Genomic DNA, 17,445 nt, shown 5'->3' on the forward strand with positions numbered 1-17,445 from the left:
GTTGCTATCGGTTGACCAATTATCAAACGAGGCTGCATTTTCTACAGTGCTGACACCGACCACTCATCTCTTCACGAGGACGCACCATGAAAGCCATTGGCTACCACCAGAACCTGCCGGTCGACGACGACCGGGCGCTTGTCGATCTTGAGCTGCCGGCGCCGGTGCCCAAGCCGCGCGACATCATCGTCCGCGTCGGCGCCATCTCCGTGAACCCCGTGGACACCAAGGTGCGCCGCAGCCGCGTGCCGGCAGCGGGCCAGGCTGAAGTGCTCGGCTGGGACGCCGTCGGCACGGTGGTGCAGACCGGCGCCCAAGCCACGATGTTCAAGGTGGGCGACCGGGTCTACTACGCCGGCGCCATCAACCGGCCCGGCGCCAACAGCGAACTGCATGCGGTCGACGAGCGCATCGCCGCACTCGCGCCTGCAACGCTCGACGATGGCCAGGCGGCGGCCCTGCCGTTGACGACCATCACCGCTTACGAGCTGTTGTTCGACCGCCTGCGCATTCCCAAGAACGGCGGCGCGGGGCAGACGCTGCTGGTCGTGGGTGGGGCGGGCGGTGTCGGATCGATCCTGATCCAGCTGGCGCGCCGCTTGACCCAGCTGAAGGTCGTCGCCACCGCTTCGCGGCCCGAGACGCGTCAGTGGTGCCTTGATCTGGGCGCGCATGCGGTGATCGACCATCGCCAGCCCCTGTCGGCCGGTCTGAAGGCCGCGGGCATCGAGGGCGTGGACTACGTGGCCGCGCTGACCCATACCCAGGATCACTACGACCAGATCATCGACAGCCTGAAGCCTCAAGGCAGCCTGGCCGTCATCGACGACATGCACGGGCTCGACGTGATGAAACTGAAGACCAAGTCCATCGCGCTGCACTGGGAGCTGATGTTCACCCGTTCCTTGTTCGAAACGCCGGACATGGATCAGCAGGGACAACTGTTGGCTGAAGTCGCCCGGCTGGTGGACGCAGGGCAACTGCGCACGACGGTCCACACCACGCTGGCGCCCATCCATGCCGCCAACCTTCGACAGGCCCATGCGCTGATCGAGAGCGGATCGGCCCAGGGCAAGGTCGTCCTCGTCGGATTCTGAAATCACGCACACCACTGCAACCGTTCTTCTTGACTCTGCGCATCATGAACCCAACCACTTCTGCACTCACCTACTCCACCATCGCGCTGACTCGTGACGCCGCCTTGTCGCTGGCCAGCGCCGCCCGTGCCGCCAGCCAGGCCATGGGCATCGACGTCTCGATCGCCATCACCGATGCGGCCGGCCACCTCAAGGCATTCGAGCGGTCCGACCGGGCCGGGCTGTTGACGGCGGAGGTGGCCATCGACAAGGCCTGGACGGCCGCATCGTTCGGTGTCGGAACCGATGTCTGGAACCGGATCCTCCAGGATGGCCAGATCGCCCAGTTGGCGCACCGGCCGCGCCTGGTGGCGGTGGCGGGCGGCTGCCCCATCGTGGCGCAGGGGCAGGTGGTCGGCGCCATCGGCATTTCGGGCGGGACGGCGCAGCAAGACCACGACGCCGCCATCACGGCGCTGAAGTCGCTCGGTTTCGAGGTGGCCCCGTCATGACCCTCTCGAGCATTCGTGCGGTCCGGCGCGCTTCGTCCGTGGCCGCTGCGCTGCTGGCCGTCTGTGTCGGCGTGCCGGCCGGCATGGTCGAAGACGATGCCGTGCGGGCCACCCACGCCTTCTTTGCCAGCATGTCGGCGCAGGACACCGCCGCCGTCTCCCGCTTCGTTCCCGAGCAGGGGTTCAGCGAACTGACGCCCGAGTCGCCGCGGCTGCTTCAACTCGACATGAAGGCCTTCAAGTCGCTCTTTGCCGCCGGGCGCCGCATCGATCTGCGGGTGGGCGATGCACGCGCTCAACAGGTGGGCGACGCCGCCGTCATCGTCACCGGCATCCGCGTGGGCTACATCGCCCCGCCACAAGCGGCCGCTGTCGTGGCCCAGCTGCCGTTCACGATGGTCTGGCAGCACCAGGGCGACGGCTGGAAGATCCGGCACATCCACTTTTCCTCGCCGGCTGACCGCAGCGATTCGAGCGGGGGAAAGCCATGACCGCCGCGTACATCGTGTTCATCAAGGAAAAGACGAGCGACGCCGTTGAACTCGGCCGTTACAGCGCGCAAGTGGGCCGCTCGTTTGACGGTCGGGAGGTGAGGTTCCACGTCACCTATGGCCGGCAGCAGGTGCTCGAAGGAGCCCCTGCCGAAGGCGTGGTCGTGCTGGAGTTCCCGAGCTGGGCCGAGGCCGAGGATTGGTACCGCAGTCCGGCCTATCAGTCTGCCGCGCGGCACCGGTTCGCTGGCGCGGACTACCGGGCCATTCTGGTCGAAGGCCGGCCGGCGAGCGGAGAGGCATCGCCGCCGGTGTCGACCTCTGACGCTGCTGAGAGGCGGGGGTAGCCAGCGGCGTGGGGCAGCGGGGGCCAGCGTCGGCGCCGCAGCCCCCGCGGGCGGCCGTCAGGCCGACGGGCCAGATGGCTGAAGCGTCAGCACGACGTTGCCGACCACCTTGCCACTCTCCACGGCCTCATGGGCGGCTGCGATCTGGTCCAGCGGGTAGCGTGCCGCCACGCTGTGCTGGAGCCTCTGGGCTTGAAGGTAGGCGTTCAGGCTCGCGACGAGCCTGTCGCGCACCGGTGGCGTCAACTCGTAGACGACGAAAAACCGCATGGCCGCGCCGATGAGGATCATCGGCCCGAAGGGCACAGGGATGTCCGGTGCACCCGAACCGTAGACCACGCAGAGGCCGTCGCGGGCGACGATCTGCGGAAGGTCTTTGATGTTCGCGGCAGCGTCGACTTCGATGATCCGGTCGATGCCACGGCCGCCCGTGAGCTCTCGCACGGCTTCCACCAGACGACCCTCCCGGTAGTTGATGGTGTGATCGGCGCCATAGGCCCGGGCGAGCGCAGCTTTTTCGTCAGAGCTCACCGTGGCCACCACCTGGCCAGCGCCCAGAAGCTTGGCGAACTGAACGGCATAGGCGCCCACCGCACCCGCACCGCCGGCCACCAGCACCGTCTGGCCCCACACCGGCCCGTCGGTGGTCAAGGCGTTCAATGCCGTCAGGGCCGGGATGCCCAGGCATGCGCCTTCTTCGAAGCCGGTGCCATCGGGCAGGTGCACCGCTTGATGCTGCGGCACGGCGATGAACTCGGCGGCCGTGCCCATCGGGCGCTTCCACTGGCCGTTCCACAGCCATACCCGTTCGCCCACGCGCTCGCGCGGCACGCCTGGCCCCACGTCGACGATCACCCCCGCGCCGTCACTGTGCGGAATGACCCGCGGCCCGACCAGGGGCCGTCCGGCGCGGGATTTCACGTCCGATGGGTTGACACCCGAGGCGTGGATCCGCACCAATACTTCGCCTGCCCCGGGGCTCGGCGTGTCCCACTCACCGACTACCAACACCTCACGCGCGGGCCCATTTCGTTCGTACCAAGCGGCTTTCATCGTCTCTCCGTGTGCGCGACCTTGCGCTCGTCGACTCTACTGGCGGCATTCCGTCGCTGGAAGCCGACTGAGGTTGAGACAGTTTCAATGCGAGCTTGAGGCCGATTCGATCAGGCGCGTCTGTGCGTCGCGCGTCAAGGTCTGGGCGAAGGTGGCGCGGGTCGGGTCGTCGCGCTGCTCGCTCAGGATGTCGCGTACCGTGTCGATCAAAGGGCGGCTGCGCAGGCCGGCCTGCTCGGCTTTGTCCCGGCGGCCCAACAGCATGCCGCCGAAGTCGGCGTCGTCCTCGGGCAGCCACAGCGGCAGGCCGGTCCACGGGGTGACGCCAGCGGCCAGCAACTCGGCGTCGGTGCGCCACACCCAGCGAGCCGGCGCGCCGCAGGCCTCGCGGCAGGTGTCCAGCACCGATTGCATGCTCTGCGTCGGGCCGACGGCGTGGAAGGTGCCTGGCGTGCGCGCGACCGCGAGCTGCACGCACCATTCGGCCAGGTCGCGCGCATCGATCACCTGCACCAGGCGCGCAGGCCGGCCCGGCGCCAGCACCGAGCCCCCTTGGGCGACGCGCCACGGCCAGTAGCTGAAGCGGCCGGTGGGGTCGTGGCGCCCGACGATGAGGCCGGGGCGCACGATGGTGCATTGCCCGCCAGTCAAGGCCTGCAGTGTTTCCTCGGCGCGGGCCTTTTCGCCGCCGTAACCGGTGCTGGCGGCGGTGACCGGGGCGGATTCGTCGTAGGCCTGTCCCGGTGCGAAGCGCTCGAGCACGGAGATCGTCGACACGAACACCCAATGTGGCCAGGGTGTTTCCAGCGCCTCGGCCACGCGGCTGATTTGCGCGGGCCGGTAGCCGCTGCAATCGATCACGGCATCGAAGGGGTGGCCCCGCAAGGCGGACGTGTCGGCATCGCGGTCGCCGATCAGCGCTGAGACCGGGCGATGGAACTCCATCGCGCGCCGGCCCCGGTTGAACACGGTGACGTCGTGCCCCGCGGCGAGCGCTGCCGAGACCACGTGCCGACCGAGGAACACCGTGCCACCGAGCACCAGCAGCTTCAGTGGGGCGGTGGACGTGCTGATGGGGTTCGAAGGCATGCCGCCATCGTGGCACAGCCGCACCGCGCCGTGTTCAATTCACCGACGCACCGGAGGGGCCGCAGGGGTTCAGCCGGGAGTGCGTGGCTGCGGGTGCTCTGCGCGTCAGCGAGGGCCGGCGCTGTGGGTCACCTGGTCCAGCCACAGCAGCGCGTCAACATGCGCGATGAAGCGCTCGAGGTAGCCCGGGGAGAGTTCGCGCATCAGCACCAGCGATTGATGCACCAGGTGCTGCGAGTTCAAGGGGCCCGCGTTCTCGGGCAACTTGGCGGCGGATTGCGCCAGGCGCTGCTCGGTGCTGAGCCGCGACCAGGTGCTGCGGAAGTACTGCAGGGCCTTGAGCTCTGGCGGTGCCGATGCGGCGAGCGGGGCGGTGCCGCGCGCAGCGGGTGTCGAGTGCATGCCGGGCGCCGCGGGTGCGCCGGGCCGGTGGGGTGGCGCCAGGGGCATCTGGCGTTGGGCCAAATGCGCCAGCAGGTCCCCCAAGGCGCCGGCCTCGCCGGCCTTGCCGGATGTCGCGCCCGGCGAGGCGGGCCGCGCGGGCAAGGTGGGCAGGGTGGGTGTGAGGGGCGAGGCGGTTCCCATGCGGGTGGGCGTGGCCGGGGCGTGCCCTGCCGTTTCGGCCGCCCGCGACTTCGACGGCGGGGCGCGGCGAGTGGTCTTCGGATGGGCCGGCGCGATCGGCGGCTGGGCCTTGGGTTCCGGGGCGGTCTCGGCGGCGGGCTGGCCCGTGGCCTGCGTGGTGGGCGCCGCGGCGTCTTCGGGGACGTGCTCTGCGAGGGGCTGTGGCTCCGCCCTGGCTTCGGCGAGTGGCTCGGCCGTCGCCGGCGATTCACTGGCGTCCGGCTCTGCGCCTTCCGGTGCCGGGCTGGCGCGGCCGGCATCGGCCTCGTAGGCCTGCATCAGGCTCGCCAACCGGGCGTCCAGCATGCGGCGAACCGGCCCTTGCTGAGCGGCTGCCCGCTGTGCCATGGCTTCGATGAAGCGAAAACGCACGGGGTCGCGCTGGTCGGCCCCGCGAAGGCGCCAATCGGCCAACGTCGCTTCGAGGTCGGCCGGCGATCCGGCGGTGTCGGTCATGGCGCCGGGGGGCTGGATGAGGGCCGGGCTTCACCGCGAGAGGGGCGCGGTGTCGGGGCCATCTCGACCCGGCGGTTCTTCGAGCGGCCCTCGGCATCGGCGTTCGACGCCACGGGCTGTTCTGAGCCGAAGGCGGCTGCGAAGACGGACGACGACGGCACGCCTTCCTCGATCAGTGCCCGGGTCACCGTCAGGGCCCGCTGCGCCGAGAGCTCCCAGTTGTCGGCGAACCGGCCTTTGCCGCCGTTGCGCACCTGCCGGTCGTCGGTGAAGCCGCTGACCATCAACACTTCGTCGCGCGACTGCAGGTAGGCGGTGAGTGGCGCGGCGAGGCTGCGCAGCACCTGCCGGCCTTCGGGCTGCAGATCGTCGGAGTTGAAGGCAAACAGCACGCTGCCGCTGATGCCGATGCGCCCGTTGTTCAGGGTGACGCGCCCGGCGGCCAAGGGGCCCGCAAGCGCCTTTTCGAGGGCTTCGCGGCGCTGGGCTTCGGCCTGCCGCTGCTTCACCTCGGACTCCAGCCGCGAAGCCAGTTCGAATTGCACACCCAACACGCAGGCGAGGATCAGCACGAACGCGCCCAGCAAGCCCGACATCAGATCGCCGAACACCGCCCAGACCGGCACGCCCGATTCCGAAGCGCCGTCGAGGGCGGCTTCGGCGCCCGCATCCATGTCGTCCAGCATGTCAGGCCTCGCTCACCACCGGGGCCGAGCGTCCGGCCAGTTGCTGCAGATCTTCGACGATCTGCTGCTGCGACATGATGCTGAGGTCGATCACCTCTCGGGCCTGGGCCACGTAGTAGGCCAGTTGCTCGTCGCTGCGCGCCATCGACTTGGCCAGGGCGGCTTCGATGCGCTGCAATTGGGTGAGCAACTTGTCGTTGGACTGGCTGAACATCTGCACCGCGAAGCCGAAGGCCTCGCCCAAGCTGGCCACCTCGATGGCGCTGCCGGTGATCTGGGCGGCCACTTCGGCCATCTTGCCGGTCTCGCCGTCGATCTGCTCGGTGAAACGCGAGCCCACCCGTTCCAGCAGCTCGGCTGAGCTGCCCACCAAAGCGTCGATGGCGGCGCGCTGCTCGGTCGACGCATGGTTCACCGCGTCGAGCAGGGTGGCCAGCGTGTCGAGGATGCGGCTGCGTTCTTCCAGCATGGTGTTGTCGCGCGCCATGCTGTCCGACAGCTTCTGACGCAGCTCCGCCACCACCTCGGCGGCCGCGCGCGGCGCTTCGGAAGCGGCCTGCACCAGGCGGCTGATCTCGGCGATGGTCGCCTTGGCATGCGATTCGGCTTGCGCGACCATCTCGTTGGCGGTTTGCGCCAAGGTCTGGCAGATCTGCTGCTGCTGGGCCAGCGTCTGGGCACCGGCCTGTTGCCATTCGGCCTTGAGCGACGAGGCCATCGATTCGAGCGTCTGGCTCCAGGCGACGGTGCGCGCATCGTCGCGCTCTGCGATCCGCTGCACTTCGGTGATGGCGCTGTGGGCCTGGGCTTCGGTGCGGCTGGCGATGTCGCGGGCGATCTGCGCGAGTTCGTCGGCCATCTGCTGCTGCCGGGCTACCGCATCGGTGCTGGTGCGCTGCCACTCGGCCTTGAGCGACGAGGCCATCGATTCGAGCGTCTGGCTCCAGGCGACGGTGCGCGCATCGTCGCGCTCTGCGATCCGCTGCACCTCGGTGATGGCGCTGTGGGCCTGGGCTTCGGTGCGGCTGGCGATGTCGCGGGCGATCTGCGCGAGTTCGTCGGCCATCTGCAGCTGCCGGGCCACCGCATCGGCGCTGGTGCGCTGCCACGATTGGTCGAGCGTCGCGGCGATCGATTCGAGCCGGGCGGTCCATTGCTGCAGGCGCTCTTGCTCGCCCGCGGCCACGCGGGCCTGCCACTGCTCGTGCGACTCGCCCACCGTTTTCAACAGGGACGCGGAATGCTGTTCGATGGTCGCCGCTGCGCGCGCCATGGCCTGCCCCGTCTGCTCCACCAGGCTCTGGCTGTGGTGCTCCTGCAGCGCCAAAGAGGCTTGCCAGGTGGCTGACACCTGGCCCACGCTGTCGGTCAAGCGGCCAGAGACCTCGTCGACGAGGGTGGCCGAGCGCTGGGCGAAGGTCTCGGCGAACTGATCCAGGGTCGCCCGCAGCGCGGTCGACTGATGGGCATGGGCTTCACGGTGCTCTTGCAGCGCCGTCTGCCACAAGGCTGCGGTGGCACTGGTGCTGGCATCGAAGCGGCTGGCCAGGCCATCGAGCTGCTCCTGCGCGGTGCGTGCGATCGTGTCGTGCAGGGCGGCCGTCTCCTGTGCGATGCCGGCCATGGCCGCTTCCACCGCTGGTCGGATGGTGGCACCGGCCACCCGTGCGCTCTCGCCCAGACTGGCCTGCAGCGATTGGCCCACCGAGGTGGCGAGGGCCTGGTAAGCCACCTCGGCCTGCTGGTGGAATCGCTGCTGGTCGGCGGCCAGGCGTTCGCCCAGTGCCTGGCTGTGGCGTTCGAGCGTGTCCATCATCGTCTGCAACCGGTCGACCAGCACCGGCATCGACTGGGCCTGCTGCTGCAGCAGCTTGAACGATTCGTCGCGCTGGTGGATGCGTGAGAAGGGGCGCAGCACGGTGGCCACCTTGGCATCGAGCACCTGGCCCAGCAGCACCCGCTCGCGGCGGCACAACGCCGAGATCAGGCCCAGCGCGGCCGAGGCGGTGATGCCAGCCACTGAGGTGCCGAAGGCGAGGCCCAGGCCCTTGACCGGTGCCGACAGCGAAGCCCGCAGCGCCTGCAGGTCGGCGGCGTTGTCCAGCGCCAGCCCGGTGCCGTTCAAGGTGACGACCATGCCCAGGAAGGTGCCGAGCATGCCCAGCAGCACCAGCAGGCCGGCCAGGTAGGGGGTGAGCGTCGGGCCGGGCAGGGCGACCCGCTCGCCTTCGATGCGCAGGCGCACAGCGTTTTGCAGACCGGGCGGCAGGCTGCCGAGCCAGGGGCCGAGCTGTGCCGGCGTGGTCGACAGGCCGTGCAGCGCCTGCGCCAGTGCCGCGGTGGCGCGCTGGAAGCGCCACAGCTCGCTGACGCCCATCAGGTAGAAGGCAGCCACCATCAACGTGACGATCAGCGCCACGGGATGGCTGCCGAGGTAGCCCGCGGCGATCCAGCCCACGAGGGCCAGGCCGGTGATGAAGGCGACGATTTGAAGCAAACGGATCATGGCGGTTCTAGGGCAAGGGCTGGGCACGGAGCGCTTCGAGCAGGCCGTCGATCGGCTGCCAACGAAGATCCAACTCGGCCAGCAGCACGCTGTGCATGTCTTGTCGGAAGGTCGTGAGCCACGCGCCCGGGAAGGCGGCGTCGCTGACGATGGAAGGGGTGGGCGATGACGCCAGGTCTGAGGATTCGGCCGTCTCGGCCTCCACGAGCGCGGCGCGGCGCAGTTGTTCGAAGCGGCGCTCCAGCAGCACGGGCACGGCCGACAACAGGCTGCGTTCGCGCTCGCCCAGGGCTTGCTCCATCACCGCGTCGACGGCGGCCAGGCGCGCCATCTCCGGCGAGCGCTGGGCCAGCAGGCTGCGCAGGTGCGACCGCAGCGCCGTCACCGTCATGTCCATCGCCTGCTGCCGCGCGAAGTAGTGGCGGCGGTGGCTGGGGAAATCAACGGCGGCCTCGGGCGCCGGCTCAGGCCGGTGGCCCGGGCGCGAGGAGCGGGGCCGGGCTTCGGTCGGCTCGAAAGGCAAAGTCTTTTCCAGCGCAGCGCGCTGGCGGTTGGCCTCCAGCACCTCGGGGCTTGCCGCTGGACGCTGAGCCGGCGAGCCGGACGCAGCTGCGCCGCCCGGCCTGGGCGCCGGGTGCGCGCTCGACTCCGAGCTCTTCAGGGCCGCCGACAGCGAAATGGCGTCGGTCCAGCTGAGCCAATGGCTCAGCCGTTCGGCGAAGGCTTGTTTGGAGTCGGGCGCGTCGACCTCGGCGAGGCGAACGAGCAGTCGAATGAGCGGCGAGCCGGTGAGACTTAGGCGCGGTGTCCCTCGCGTCATGCGGTCGGCAAAGGCACAGTTGGGAAAACCCGACAGTCTACTACCGCGGGGGAGGGCCGGGCTGGGGGCCCCGGCGGCGGGCCGGCAGCCCTGGGCGGCACTGGGGCCGCACCGGCGGCCGCGATCAGGCCGGCAGCACCACCATGGTCGAGTCCTCCGCCGGGGCGGCGGCGGGCGCGGCAGGCGCCGCCGGGGCACTGGGCGCGGGCTCTTGCCGGTCGGCGTCGAGCTGCATGAAGCGGTCTTCGATGAATTCCTTCTCGGTGAGCGTGCGCTTCAGGTTGTCCTGGATCTGCTCGAGCTGCCGGCGCAGGCGCTGGCGGTCGGCCTCGGCCTCGGCCAGCTGCGCGGCCAACTCCTTGACCTTCGGTGATGGCGCCTGGGCCTGGTGGATCTGGTCGGCGTCCGCATCCCACGGTTGGGGTTCGGGCTGGGTGGCTCGGGCGTACACCGCTTGCTGCAACTGTTGCTTCAGGGCCGCCACTTCGCCGCGCAAGGCGCTGGCTTCGGCATTGGCCTTCATGTACTGGCGGCTGCGCAGCTCATGCTCGCGCAACTTGTGCACAGCATCGTCGTGGGCCTGCCGCAGGCGCTGGAACTCCTGCTGCACATGCTGTTTCTGCTGCAGCAGTCGGTCGAGTTCGACCTGCTTGACGCGCCGCCACTCTTCAAACTGCTTGGCATCGACGCGCGACACCTCGTCGAGCATGTCGCCTTGCTGGTCGATCAGGCGGTTGAGGGCCTTCGGGTCCCGTTGTGCCCACTGGTGGTACGGGTCAGAAGGCCGGCCTCGGCTACCGCTGCTGGCGGCACCACGCGCCGTCTCGATCAGCTTGCCGAGTTCGCGCTTCATGTCGGCGAACACTTCGAGGGTGTTGTCGGCCGTGCGGTTGAGCCGGCCCGCGTGCGCCTTCAGGCTGTTGGCGAAGGCCGAAAGATCGGCCTGGCTGTCCCGCATGTACGTCATCATGCGCCAGGCCATGTAGGTGCACAGCACCAGGAACAGCACGTTGCAGATGACAACGGCGAGGATGCCGAAATCGGTCGCGCTCACGCGGGCCTCCCGCCGATGGCAGGCACGCCGGCCATCGGGCATGGCATGCCATGGGGGGCCCGAGGCCCCACACCGAACAGAAGCAGCGCAGCGGTGTACATCTCAAGCCCGGATGATGACGAGCCGTCCGTCGCCGTAGCCTGGGATCGAGAGCCGGTAGTCGGCGCGGCCGACCGAGCTGTCCACCGCGGCGCGCAGTTTGGCGAAGTCGCGCGCCACCATGTTGGCGCCCTTGAACTTGGCGTCGTCCACGCCCACCTGGCTGAGCAGCAGCGGGGTCAACTCACGGAAGAAGAGCACGGCGCTGTCGACCATGTCCTGGTTGGGCATGCCGTCCTGGATCGCGCGGCGGATGTCCTTCGGGTCAGCCTGGATGGCGCTGCCACCGATCATGCACAGGGCCGGCATGTTGGCGGCCGCCAGGGCGCACAGGCTGTTGCTGTGGGTGGGCGAATAGACGGCCAGCAGGTTCTGCGAGGTCAGGTGCGTGCTGTCGAACTTCTCGCCCTCGATGACGCGGAAGGGCACGCCCGGCATCCACGCCTGGATGAACTTGCGCAAGGCGCGCACGCCCTGCAACGGCTCTTGAGGCGGCTGCCCGGGCGGGTTGGCCTGCCCGACGGCCGGGCGGCTCAGCACATTGCCCACGGCCGCCAGCAGTTCCTGGTCGTGGAAGGGCTTGTGAACGATGAAGGCGGCGCCGTTGGTCAGCGCCTGCTGCAGCAGCGACGGGGTGGTCTCGGTCGTGACGAATCCCACGGCGAGGTTGGAATGGCCCATTTGCCGCAGCGTTTGCAGCAGCTCGATCCCGCTCATGCCGGGCATGTGCCAGTCGGACACGATGAGGTTGGGCGCGAACCGCTCCAGCGCGTCGAGCGCGGCTTCGCCGGAGGCGACGGTCTCGATCTCGGTGTGGTAGCCGGACTGGCTCTCCAGCACGCGGCGAATGATGGCCTGCATCGCGCGGCTGTCGTCCACCACCAGCACCCGTCGGCTGCCCACCGTGCTTGTGACTGGGCTCATGTTCGTCCTCCGAAGCGGCGGCTGGAGTGCTCCGTCGGACGATCCGGCCCGGCCATTCGCCGGGCGCGGTGGGCTCCCGGCTCGCCGGGACGGCAGTGATTCGAGCGGATACGTGACATTCTTGGCATTCGATGGGGCCCTACACGACCGGGCCATGTCGCGGTATCGGCCGCTTTGTCGTCCGGCTTGAGGGTCAATTGGCCGGCGATGCCGGCATCTGCCCTCGCACTCGCCCCGGGCGGCCCGCCGATTCGGGCCCGCAGCCGCCGACCCCTGACGCTACTCCCAACCGCGGCTGTACGCCATCCGGCGTATTTCACGGTCGGCGCCCCCCACCTAACCTGCCGGTGTCCCGTTCAACCCCGCAGGAGTACCACCGACATGAGCACGTCTCGCCCCTTCGCCCGTCCTCGCCGCCAATTCGCCCGCCAACTGGGGGCGGTGGCCCTGGCCGCCGCCGTCACCGGCCTGCCGATGTGGGCGCAAGCGGCCGACACCATCAAGGTGGGCGTGCTGCACAGCCTGTCGGGCACGATGGCGATTTCTGAATCGGTGCTGAAAGACACCGTGCTGATGGCGATCGACGAGATCAATGCCAAGGGCGGCGTGCTGGGCAAGAAGCTGGAGCCGGTCGTCGTCGACCCGGCCTCCAACTGGCCCCTGTTCGCCGAGAAGGCCAAGCAACTGATCACCCAGGACAAGGTCGCCGTGGTCTTCGGCTGCTGGACGTCGGTCAGCCGCAAGTCGGTGCTGCCGGTGTTCGAAGAGACCAACTCCCTGCTGTTCTACCCCGTGCAGTACGAAGGTGAAGAGCTGAGCAAGAACGTGTTCTACACCGGTGCGGCGCCGAACCAACAGGCCATCCCCGCGGTGGAATACCTGATGAGCAAGGACGGCGGATCGGCCAAGCGCTTCGTGCTGCTGGGCACTGACTACGTCTACCCGCGCACGACGAACAAGATCCTGCGCGCCTTCCTGCACAGCAAGGGCATCGCCGACGCCGACATCATGGAGGAGTACACGCCCTTCGGCCACTCCGACTACCAGAGCATCATCGCCAAGATCAAGAAGTTCTCCGGCGAGGGCAAGAAGACGGCCGTCGTGTCCACCATCAACGGCGACTCGAACGTGCCCTTCTACAAAGAGCTGGGCAACCAGGGCCTGAAGGCCACCGATGTGCCGGTGGTGGCGTTCTCGGTGGGCGAAGAAGAGCTGCGCGGCGTGGACACCAAGCCGCTGGTGGGCCACCTGGCCGCCTGGAACTACTTCATGTCGATCAAGAGCCCGGCCAACACCGAGTTCGTGAAGAAGTGGAGCGACTACGCCAAGGCCAAGAGCATCGCCGGCCACAAGGACAAGCCGCTGACCAACGACCCGATGGAAGCCACCTACATCGGCATCAACATGTGGGCCCAGGCCGTGGCCAAGGCCAAGTCCACCGACACCGACAAGGTCATTGCCGCGATGGCGGGCCAGACCTTCAAGGCGCCCGGTGGCTTCACCAGCACGATGGACAAGGAAAACCATCACCTCTGGAAGCCGGTCTTCATTGGTGAAGTGCGCGCCGACGGCCAGTTCAACGTGGTGTGGAAGACGCCGGGCCCGGTGCAGGCCGACCCGTGGAGCGACTACATCCCCGAGAACAAGGGCAAGAAGAACGTCCCGACGAAGTGATCTGGTCGGGGGTCTCGGCACCCCCGATCCCGCCGTCGGGCAACCTTCGGGCAGACGTCGGGGCGAGCCCTCCCTGCTGGCGCCCGGGGCGTTTGTCTGCCGTTGCTGTCGGTCTCACGCGTCGAGCGTGGCCTGATGAAAGAACGAACTCGTGTTCATGAGAGGTTTGCGTGTTCTTCTGTGCCTGTGGCTGGCCTGGGCGGTGCCTCTGGCCCACGCCTTGACCCAGCCCCAGGCGCGGGCCATCGCCGCGGGTGAGACGGACGAACGCATCGCGGCGCTGAACGAGGCCGCGGCCAGTGGCGACAGCGCGCTGGCCCGGTTCGTCCGCGCGCTGCTGGACGATGCCGTCAAGCTGACGCCGAATCAGGTGCTGATCGTGGAGGGAGACCACGCGGTCGATGCCGTCACCGGGGCCGGCGCGCCGGTGCCGGCCGATGCCGAAGACGTGGTCAACAACAACCGCATGCGCGGTGCGCTGCAAGGGGCCCTGGCATCGCTGCAGCTGCTGTCGCCCGAGCGCGAGACGAGGGCGGCGGCCATCGCCGAGCTGGCGCGCCAATCGCTGGACGAGAGCCAGCTGCCGCTGCTCGACAAGGCTTGGGCCGGCGAGGCGGACCCGGCGCTCAAGGCCCGGCTGGGCTTGATGCGGGCCGGCGTGCTCGTCGCCTCGGTCGACGCGGTCAAGCGCATCGAGGCAGCCAGTGCGCTGGGCCGCAGCGACGAGCCGGCCGTGAAGGCGCTGCTGGCCGAGCGCCTGATCGATGGCGTGGAGCCTGATCCGAATGTGCGCGCCGTGTTGCGCCAATCGCTCGACCAGGTGTCGAGCCGCCTCACATGGGGTGAGCGACTGGGGGTGGTGTTCACCGGCCTGAGCCTCGGCTCGATCCTGCTGCTGGTGGCGCTGGGCCTGGCCATCACGTACGGCTTGATGGGCGTGATCAACATGGCGCACGGCGAGTTGATGATGGTCGGCGCCTATGCCACCTACGTGGTGCAGAACTTGTTCAAGGCGCACGCCCCCGGGTGGTTCGACCACTATCTTTGGCTCGCCGTGCCGACCTCGTTCGCCGTGGCGGCGCTGGTGGGTGCGGTGATGGAGCGTGGCGTGATCCGCTGGCTGTACGGTCGGCCGCTGGAGACGCTGCTGGCCACCTGGGGCATCAGCCTGGTGCTGATGCAAACCGTGCGGTCCGTCTTTGGCGCGCAGAACGTGCCGGTGGAGAACCCGGCATGGCTGTCTGGTGGCGTGGCCGTCACGAGCAACCTGACCCTGCCGTTCAACCGGCTGGCCATCATCGTCTTCGCACTGCTCGTGCTGGCGGGCGTGGCGCTGCTGATCGCGCGCACGCGCCTCGGGTTGTTCGTTCGCAGCGTCACCCAGAACCGCCGCATGGCTGCGTGCGTGGGCGTCAACACCGCCCGCATCGACACCTACGCCTTCTCGCTCGGCGCCGGCATCGCCGGTCTCGCCGGCTGCGCACTCAGCCAGGTGGGCAACGTGGGCCCGGACCTGGGGCAGAACTACATCGTCGATTCGTTCATGGTCGTCGTGCTGGGCGGCGTGGGCCAACTCGCCGGCACCGTGCTGGCGGCGCTCGGGCTGGGTGTGCTGAACAAGTTGCTGGAAGGATGGGCCGGCGCCGTGCTGGCTAAGATCATGGTGCTGGTGTTCATCGTCGTGTTCATCCAGAAGCGGCCGCAAGGTCTCTTCGCGATGAAGGGCCGGAGTGCCGAAGCATGAGGCCCGACGCGATGACGCCCACCGCGGCCGCTGCTCCCGCTGCCCCCGCTGCCACGCCGACACCCGGCCCGGTGGCGTGGCCCGCCGGCCGCACGCGGCTGCTGACGACGCGGGGCTGGGCGGGCGTGCTGGCGGCGATGTTGGTGGTGGCCGTGCTGGTGCCGATCGCCAATCTGCTGGTGCCTGAAGGCCATCCGCTGCACCTGAGCGACTACGCCGTTGGCCTCACCGGCAAGATCATGTGCTACGCCATTTGTGCCCTCGCGATGGACTTGGTGTGGGGCTACACCGGCATCCTCTCGCTGGGCCATGGCCTGTTCTTTGCACTCGGCGGCTATGCGATGGGCATGTACCTGATGCGCCAGATCGGCCGCGATGGCAACTACGCCAGCGACCTGCCCGATTTCATGGTGTTTCTCGACTGGAAGACGCTGCCCTGGCATTGGACGGTCTCGGACAACTTCGTCGCGCAGATGCTGCTGGTGGTCTTGGTCCCTGGCCTGCTGGCTTTCGTGTTCGGCTTCTTCGCGTTCCGCTCGCGCATCAAGGGGGTGTACTTCTCGATCATCACCCAGGCGATGACCTTCGCCGCGATGCTGCTGTTCTTCCGCAACGAAACCGGCTTCGGGGGCAACAACGGCTTCACCGATTTCAAGCGCATCCTGGGTCAGCCCATCGCCACGCCGGGCATGCGCATGGGGTTGTTCGTTCTGACCGGCCTCACGCTCATCGGTTTCTTTCTCATGGCGCGCGCCATCGTGGCGAGCAAGTTCGGGCGGGTGCTGCAGGCCATTCGTGATGCCGAGAGCCGCGTCATGTTCACCGGCTACGACCCGCTGGCCTACAAGCTGGCCATCTGGACGCTCTCGGCGGTGATGTGTGGCGTGGCCGGCGCGCTGTACGTGCCGCAGGTGGGCATCATTAACCCCAGTGAAATGAGCCCCGCGGCGTCGATCGAGATGGCGATCTGGGCGGCGGTCGGCGGCCGTGGCACGCTGATCGGCCCGATCATCGGGGCCTTCTTCGTCAACGGGGCCAAGAGCTGGTTCACCCAGGTGGTGCCGGAGTTCTGGCTCTACTTCCTCGGTGCGCTGTTCATCGCCGTGACGCTGTTCCTGCCCCAAGGGCTGATCGGTCTGGCAGCGCGGCTTCGTGGCCGCCGCGGGGAGGAGGGCGCATGACCCCCGATCTTCAGACGGCGGGCGCCGAGCGCCTTCAGCATTGGCGCGAGCACGAGCAGACGCGCGGTGGCTCGGGCGGCCGTTCGGCCTCGTTTGGCCGGCCGGTGCGGGGCGACGAGCCCGACTTCGCGCACGGCGTGGCGCTCTACCTGGACGACATCACCGTCAGCTTCGATGGGTTTCGCGCGCTGAACGCCTTGAGCCTGGCGATCAACGTGGGCGAGTTGCGCTGCATCATCGGGCCCAACGGTGCCGGCAAGACAACGATGATGGATGTCATCACCGGCAAGACCCGGCCCGACGCCGGCAGCGCCACCTTCGGCCAGAACATCGATCTGCTGCGCCTGCGCGAAAACGCCATCGCCCAGATCGGGATCGGCCGCAAGTTCCAGAAGCCCACCGTCTACGAGCAACTGAGCGTCTTCGAGAACCTGGAGCTGGCGCTCGCCGCCGATCGCCGGGTGCGAGCCAGCCTGTTTTCTCGGCTGAGTGGCGAGCAGCTCGATCGCATCGGCGAGGTGATGGCACTGATCCACCTCACCGCGCAGGCGCAGCGCACCGCGGGCTTGCTCAGCCACGGCCAGAAGCAGTGGCTGGAGATCGGCATGCTGCTGATGCAGGACCCGAAGCTGCTGCTGCTCGATGAGCCGGTGGCCGGCATGACCGACGAAGAAACCGAGCGCACCGCGGAGCTTTTTCTTTCGCTGGAAGGCCAGCACTCGCTGGTGGTGGTCGAGCACGACATGAAGTTCGTCGAGCAGCTCACCGAAGGTTGGAAGAAGGTGACGGTGCTGCACGAGGGTCGTGTGCTGGCCGAGGGCACCTTGTCTGACGTGCAGGCGAATCAGCAGGTGGTCGAGGTGTACCTTGGGCGATGAGATGAAGACAAAGCACATGCGCCTGGGGTGCGTCCGGCCAGTCGGCGTGGGCAGCGGTGGCAGCGAGATCGGGGCAGCGGGGCACTCTGCTCCGCTCGTGTCCCCCGCCGCCAGCCTTCGGCTGCCAGCTCCTCCTCTACTTCGCTGCGCAGAGCACCCCGCTGCCCTGATCCGGCGCGGTGGTGCCCATTCAACGCAAGGCCTTCTTCGGTGGTGGGCGATGGCGGCGGG

At 68.5% G+C, this 17,445-nt stretch carries 16 protein-coding genes; 8 read left to right on the forward strand and 8 right to left on the reverse strand.

What is annotated here, in order from left to right:
* Positions 1-86 precede the first annotated feature (86 nt).
* From AACH06_RS13065 to AACH06_RS13080, 4 genes are read left to right on the forward strand one after another with little or no spacing between them, the layout of a single operon-like run.
* Positions 87-1,097, forward strand: a complete 1,011-nt coding sequence (locus AACH06_RS13065) for a zinc-binding alcohol dehydrogenase family protein (protein ID WP_341426134.1) — start codon at positions 87-89, stop codon at positions 1,095-1,097.
* A 44-nt stretch (positions 1,098-1,141) separates the two neighbouring features.
* Positions 1,142-1,588 carry a GlcG/HbpS family heme-binding protein gene (locus tag AACH06_RS13070; RefSeq protein WP_341426135.1) on the forward strand — a complete coding sequence of 149 codons (447 nt, stop codon included), beginning with the start codon at positions 1,142-1,144 and terminating at the stop codon, positions 1,586-1,588.
* Positions 1,585-2,079, forward strand: a complete 495-nt coding sequence (locus tag AACH06_RS13075) for a nuclear transport factor 2 family protein (RefSeq protein ID WP_341426136.1) — start codon at positions 1,585-1,587, stop codon at positions 2,077-2,079. Before AACH06_RS13070 ends, AACH06_RS13075 begins: the two co-directional genes overlap by 4 nt.
* On the forward strand, positions 2,076-2,426 hold the full coding sequence (locus AACH06_RS13080; RefSeq protein ID WP_341426137.1) for a DUF1330 domain-containing protein: 351 nt from the start codon (positions 2,076-2,078) through the stop codon (positions 2,424-2,426). Before AACH06_RS13075 ends, AACH06_RS13080 begins: the two co-directional genes overlap by 4 nt.
* 57 nt (positions 2,427-2,483) lie before the next feature.
* Here AACH06_RS13080 and AACH06_RS13085 read toward each other — a convergent pair whose 3' ends face one another.
* The 8 genes from AACH06_RS13085 to AACH06_RS13120 all read right to left on the reverse strand — a co-directional run bounded on the left by AACH06_RS13085 (position 2,484) and on the right by AACH06_RS13120 (position 11,737).
* The gene (locus tag AACH06_RS13085; RefSeq protein ID WP_341426138.1) at positions 2,484-3,479 is read right to left on the reverse strand and encodes an NADPH:quinone reductase; all 996 of its coding nucleotides are present in this window, start codon (positions 3,477-3,479) and stop codon (positions 2,484-2,486) included.
* An 84-nt stretch (positions 3,480-3,563) separates the two neighbouring features.
* Positions 3,564-4,568, reverse strand: coding sequence for an NAD-dependent epimerase/dehydratase family protein (locus AACH06_RS13090; protein WP_341426139.1), 1,005 nt, complete (start codon positions 4,566-4,568; stop codon positions 3,564-3,566).
* A gap of 105 nt (positions 4,569-4,673) precedes the next feature.
* Positions 4,674-5,648: a DUF2894 domain-containing protein gene (locus AACH06_RS13095; RefSeq protein WP_341426140.1), complete on the reverse strand. Its 975-nt coding sequence runs from the start codon at positions 5,646-5,648 to the stop codon at positions 4,674-4,676.
* The gene (locus AACH06_RS13100) at positions 5,645-6,334 is read right to left on the reverse strand and encodes an OmpA family protein (protein WP_341426141.1); all 690 of its coding nucleotides are present in this window, start codon (positions 6,332-6,334) and stop codon (positions 5,645-5,647) included. The genes AACH06_RS13095 and AACH06_RS13100 overlap by 4 nt, the downstream gene beginning before the upstream one ends.
* A 1-nt stretch (position 6,335) precedes the next feature.
* A complete protein-coding gene (locus AACH06_RS13105) occupies positions 6,336-8,840 on the reverse strand; it encodes a DUF802 domain-containing protein (protein WP_341426142.1) in 2,505 nt (834 codons plus the stop codon).
* Positions 8,841-8,847: 7 nt separating this feature from the next.
* Entirely contained in the window at positions 8,848-9,660 is an 813-nt protein-coding gene (locus AACH06_RS13110; protein ID WP_341426143.1) for a DUF3348 domain-containing protein, read from the reverse strand.
* A gap of 124 nt (positions 9,661-9,784) precedes the next feature.
* Positions 9,785-10,714 carry a hypothetical protein gene (locus AACH06_RS13115; RefSeq protein WP_341426144.1) on the reverse strand — a complete coding sequence of 310 codons (930 nt, stop codon included), beginning with the start codon at positions 10,712-10,714 and terminating at the stop codon, positions 9,785-9,787.
* Positions 10,715-10,816: 102 nt separating this feature from the next.
* Positions 10,817-11,737, reverse strand: coding sequence for a response regulator (locus AACH06_RS13120; protein ID WP_341426145.1), 921 nt, complete (start codon positions 11,735-11,737; stop codon positions 10,817-10,819).
* A gap of 381 nt (positions 11,738-12,118) precedes the next feature.
* Between AACH06_RS13120 and urtA the strand changes: the two genes are divergently transcribed.
* From urtA to urtD, 4 genes are all read left to right on the forward strand, one after another.
* Positions 12,119-13,411, forward strand: a complete 1,293-nt coding sequence (gene urtA, locus AACH06_RS13125) for an urea ABC transporter substrate-binding protein (protein WP_341426146.1) — start codon at positions 12,119-12,121, stop codon at positions 13,409-13,411.
* Positions 13,412-13,568: 157 nt separating this feature from the next.
* The gene (urtB, locus tag AACH06_RS13130) at positions 13,569-15,155 is read left to right on the forward strand and encodes an urea ABC transporter permease subunit UrtB (RefSeq protein ID WP_341426147.1); all 1,587 of its coding nucleotides are present in this window, start codon (positions 13,569-13,571) and stop codon (positions 15,153-15,155) included.
* Positions 15,152-16,336, forward strand: coding sequence for an urea ABC transporter permease subunit UrtC (gene urtC, locus AACH06_RS13135; RefSeq protein WP_423222025.1), 1,185 nt, complete (start codon positions 15,152-15,154; stop codon positions 16,334-16,336). The genes urtB and urtC overlap by 4 nt, the downstream gene beginning before the upstream one ends.
* Entirely contained in the window at positions 16,333-17,214 is an 882-nt protein-coding gene (urtD, locus tag AACH06_RS13140; protein ID WP_341426148.1) for an urea ABC transporter ATP-binding protein UrtD, read from the forward strand. Before urtC ends, urtD begins: the two co-directional genes overlap by 4 nt.
* Positions 17,215-17,445: the final 231 nt, after the last annotated feature.

The organism is Ideonella lacteola, from assembly GCF_038066555.1.
Lineage (GTDB): Bacteria > Pseudomonadota > Gammaproteobacteria > Burkholderiales > Burkholderiaceae_C > Ideonella > Ideonella lacteola.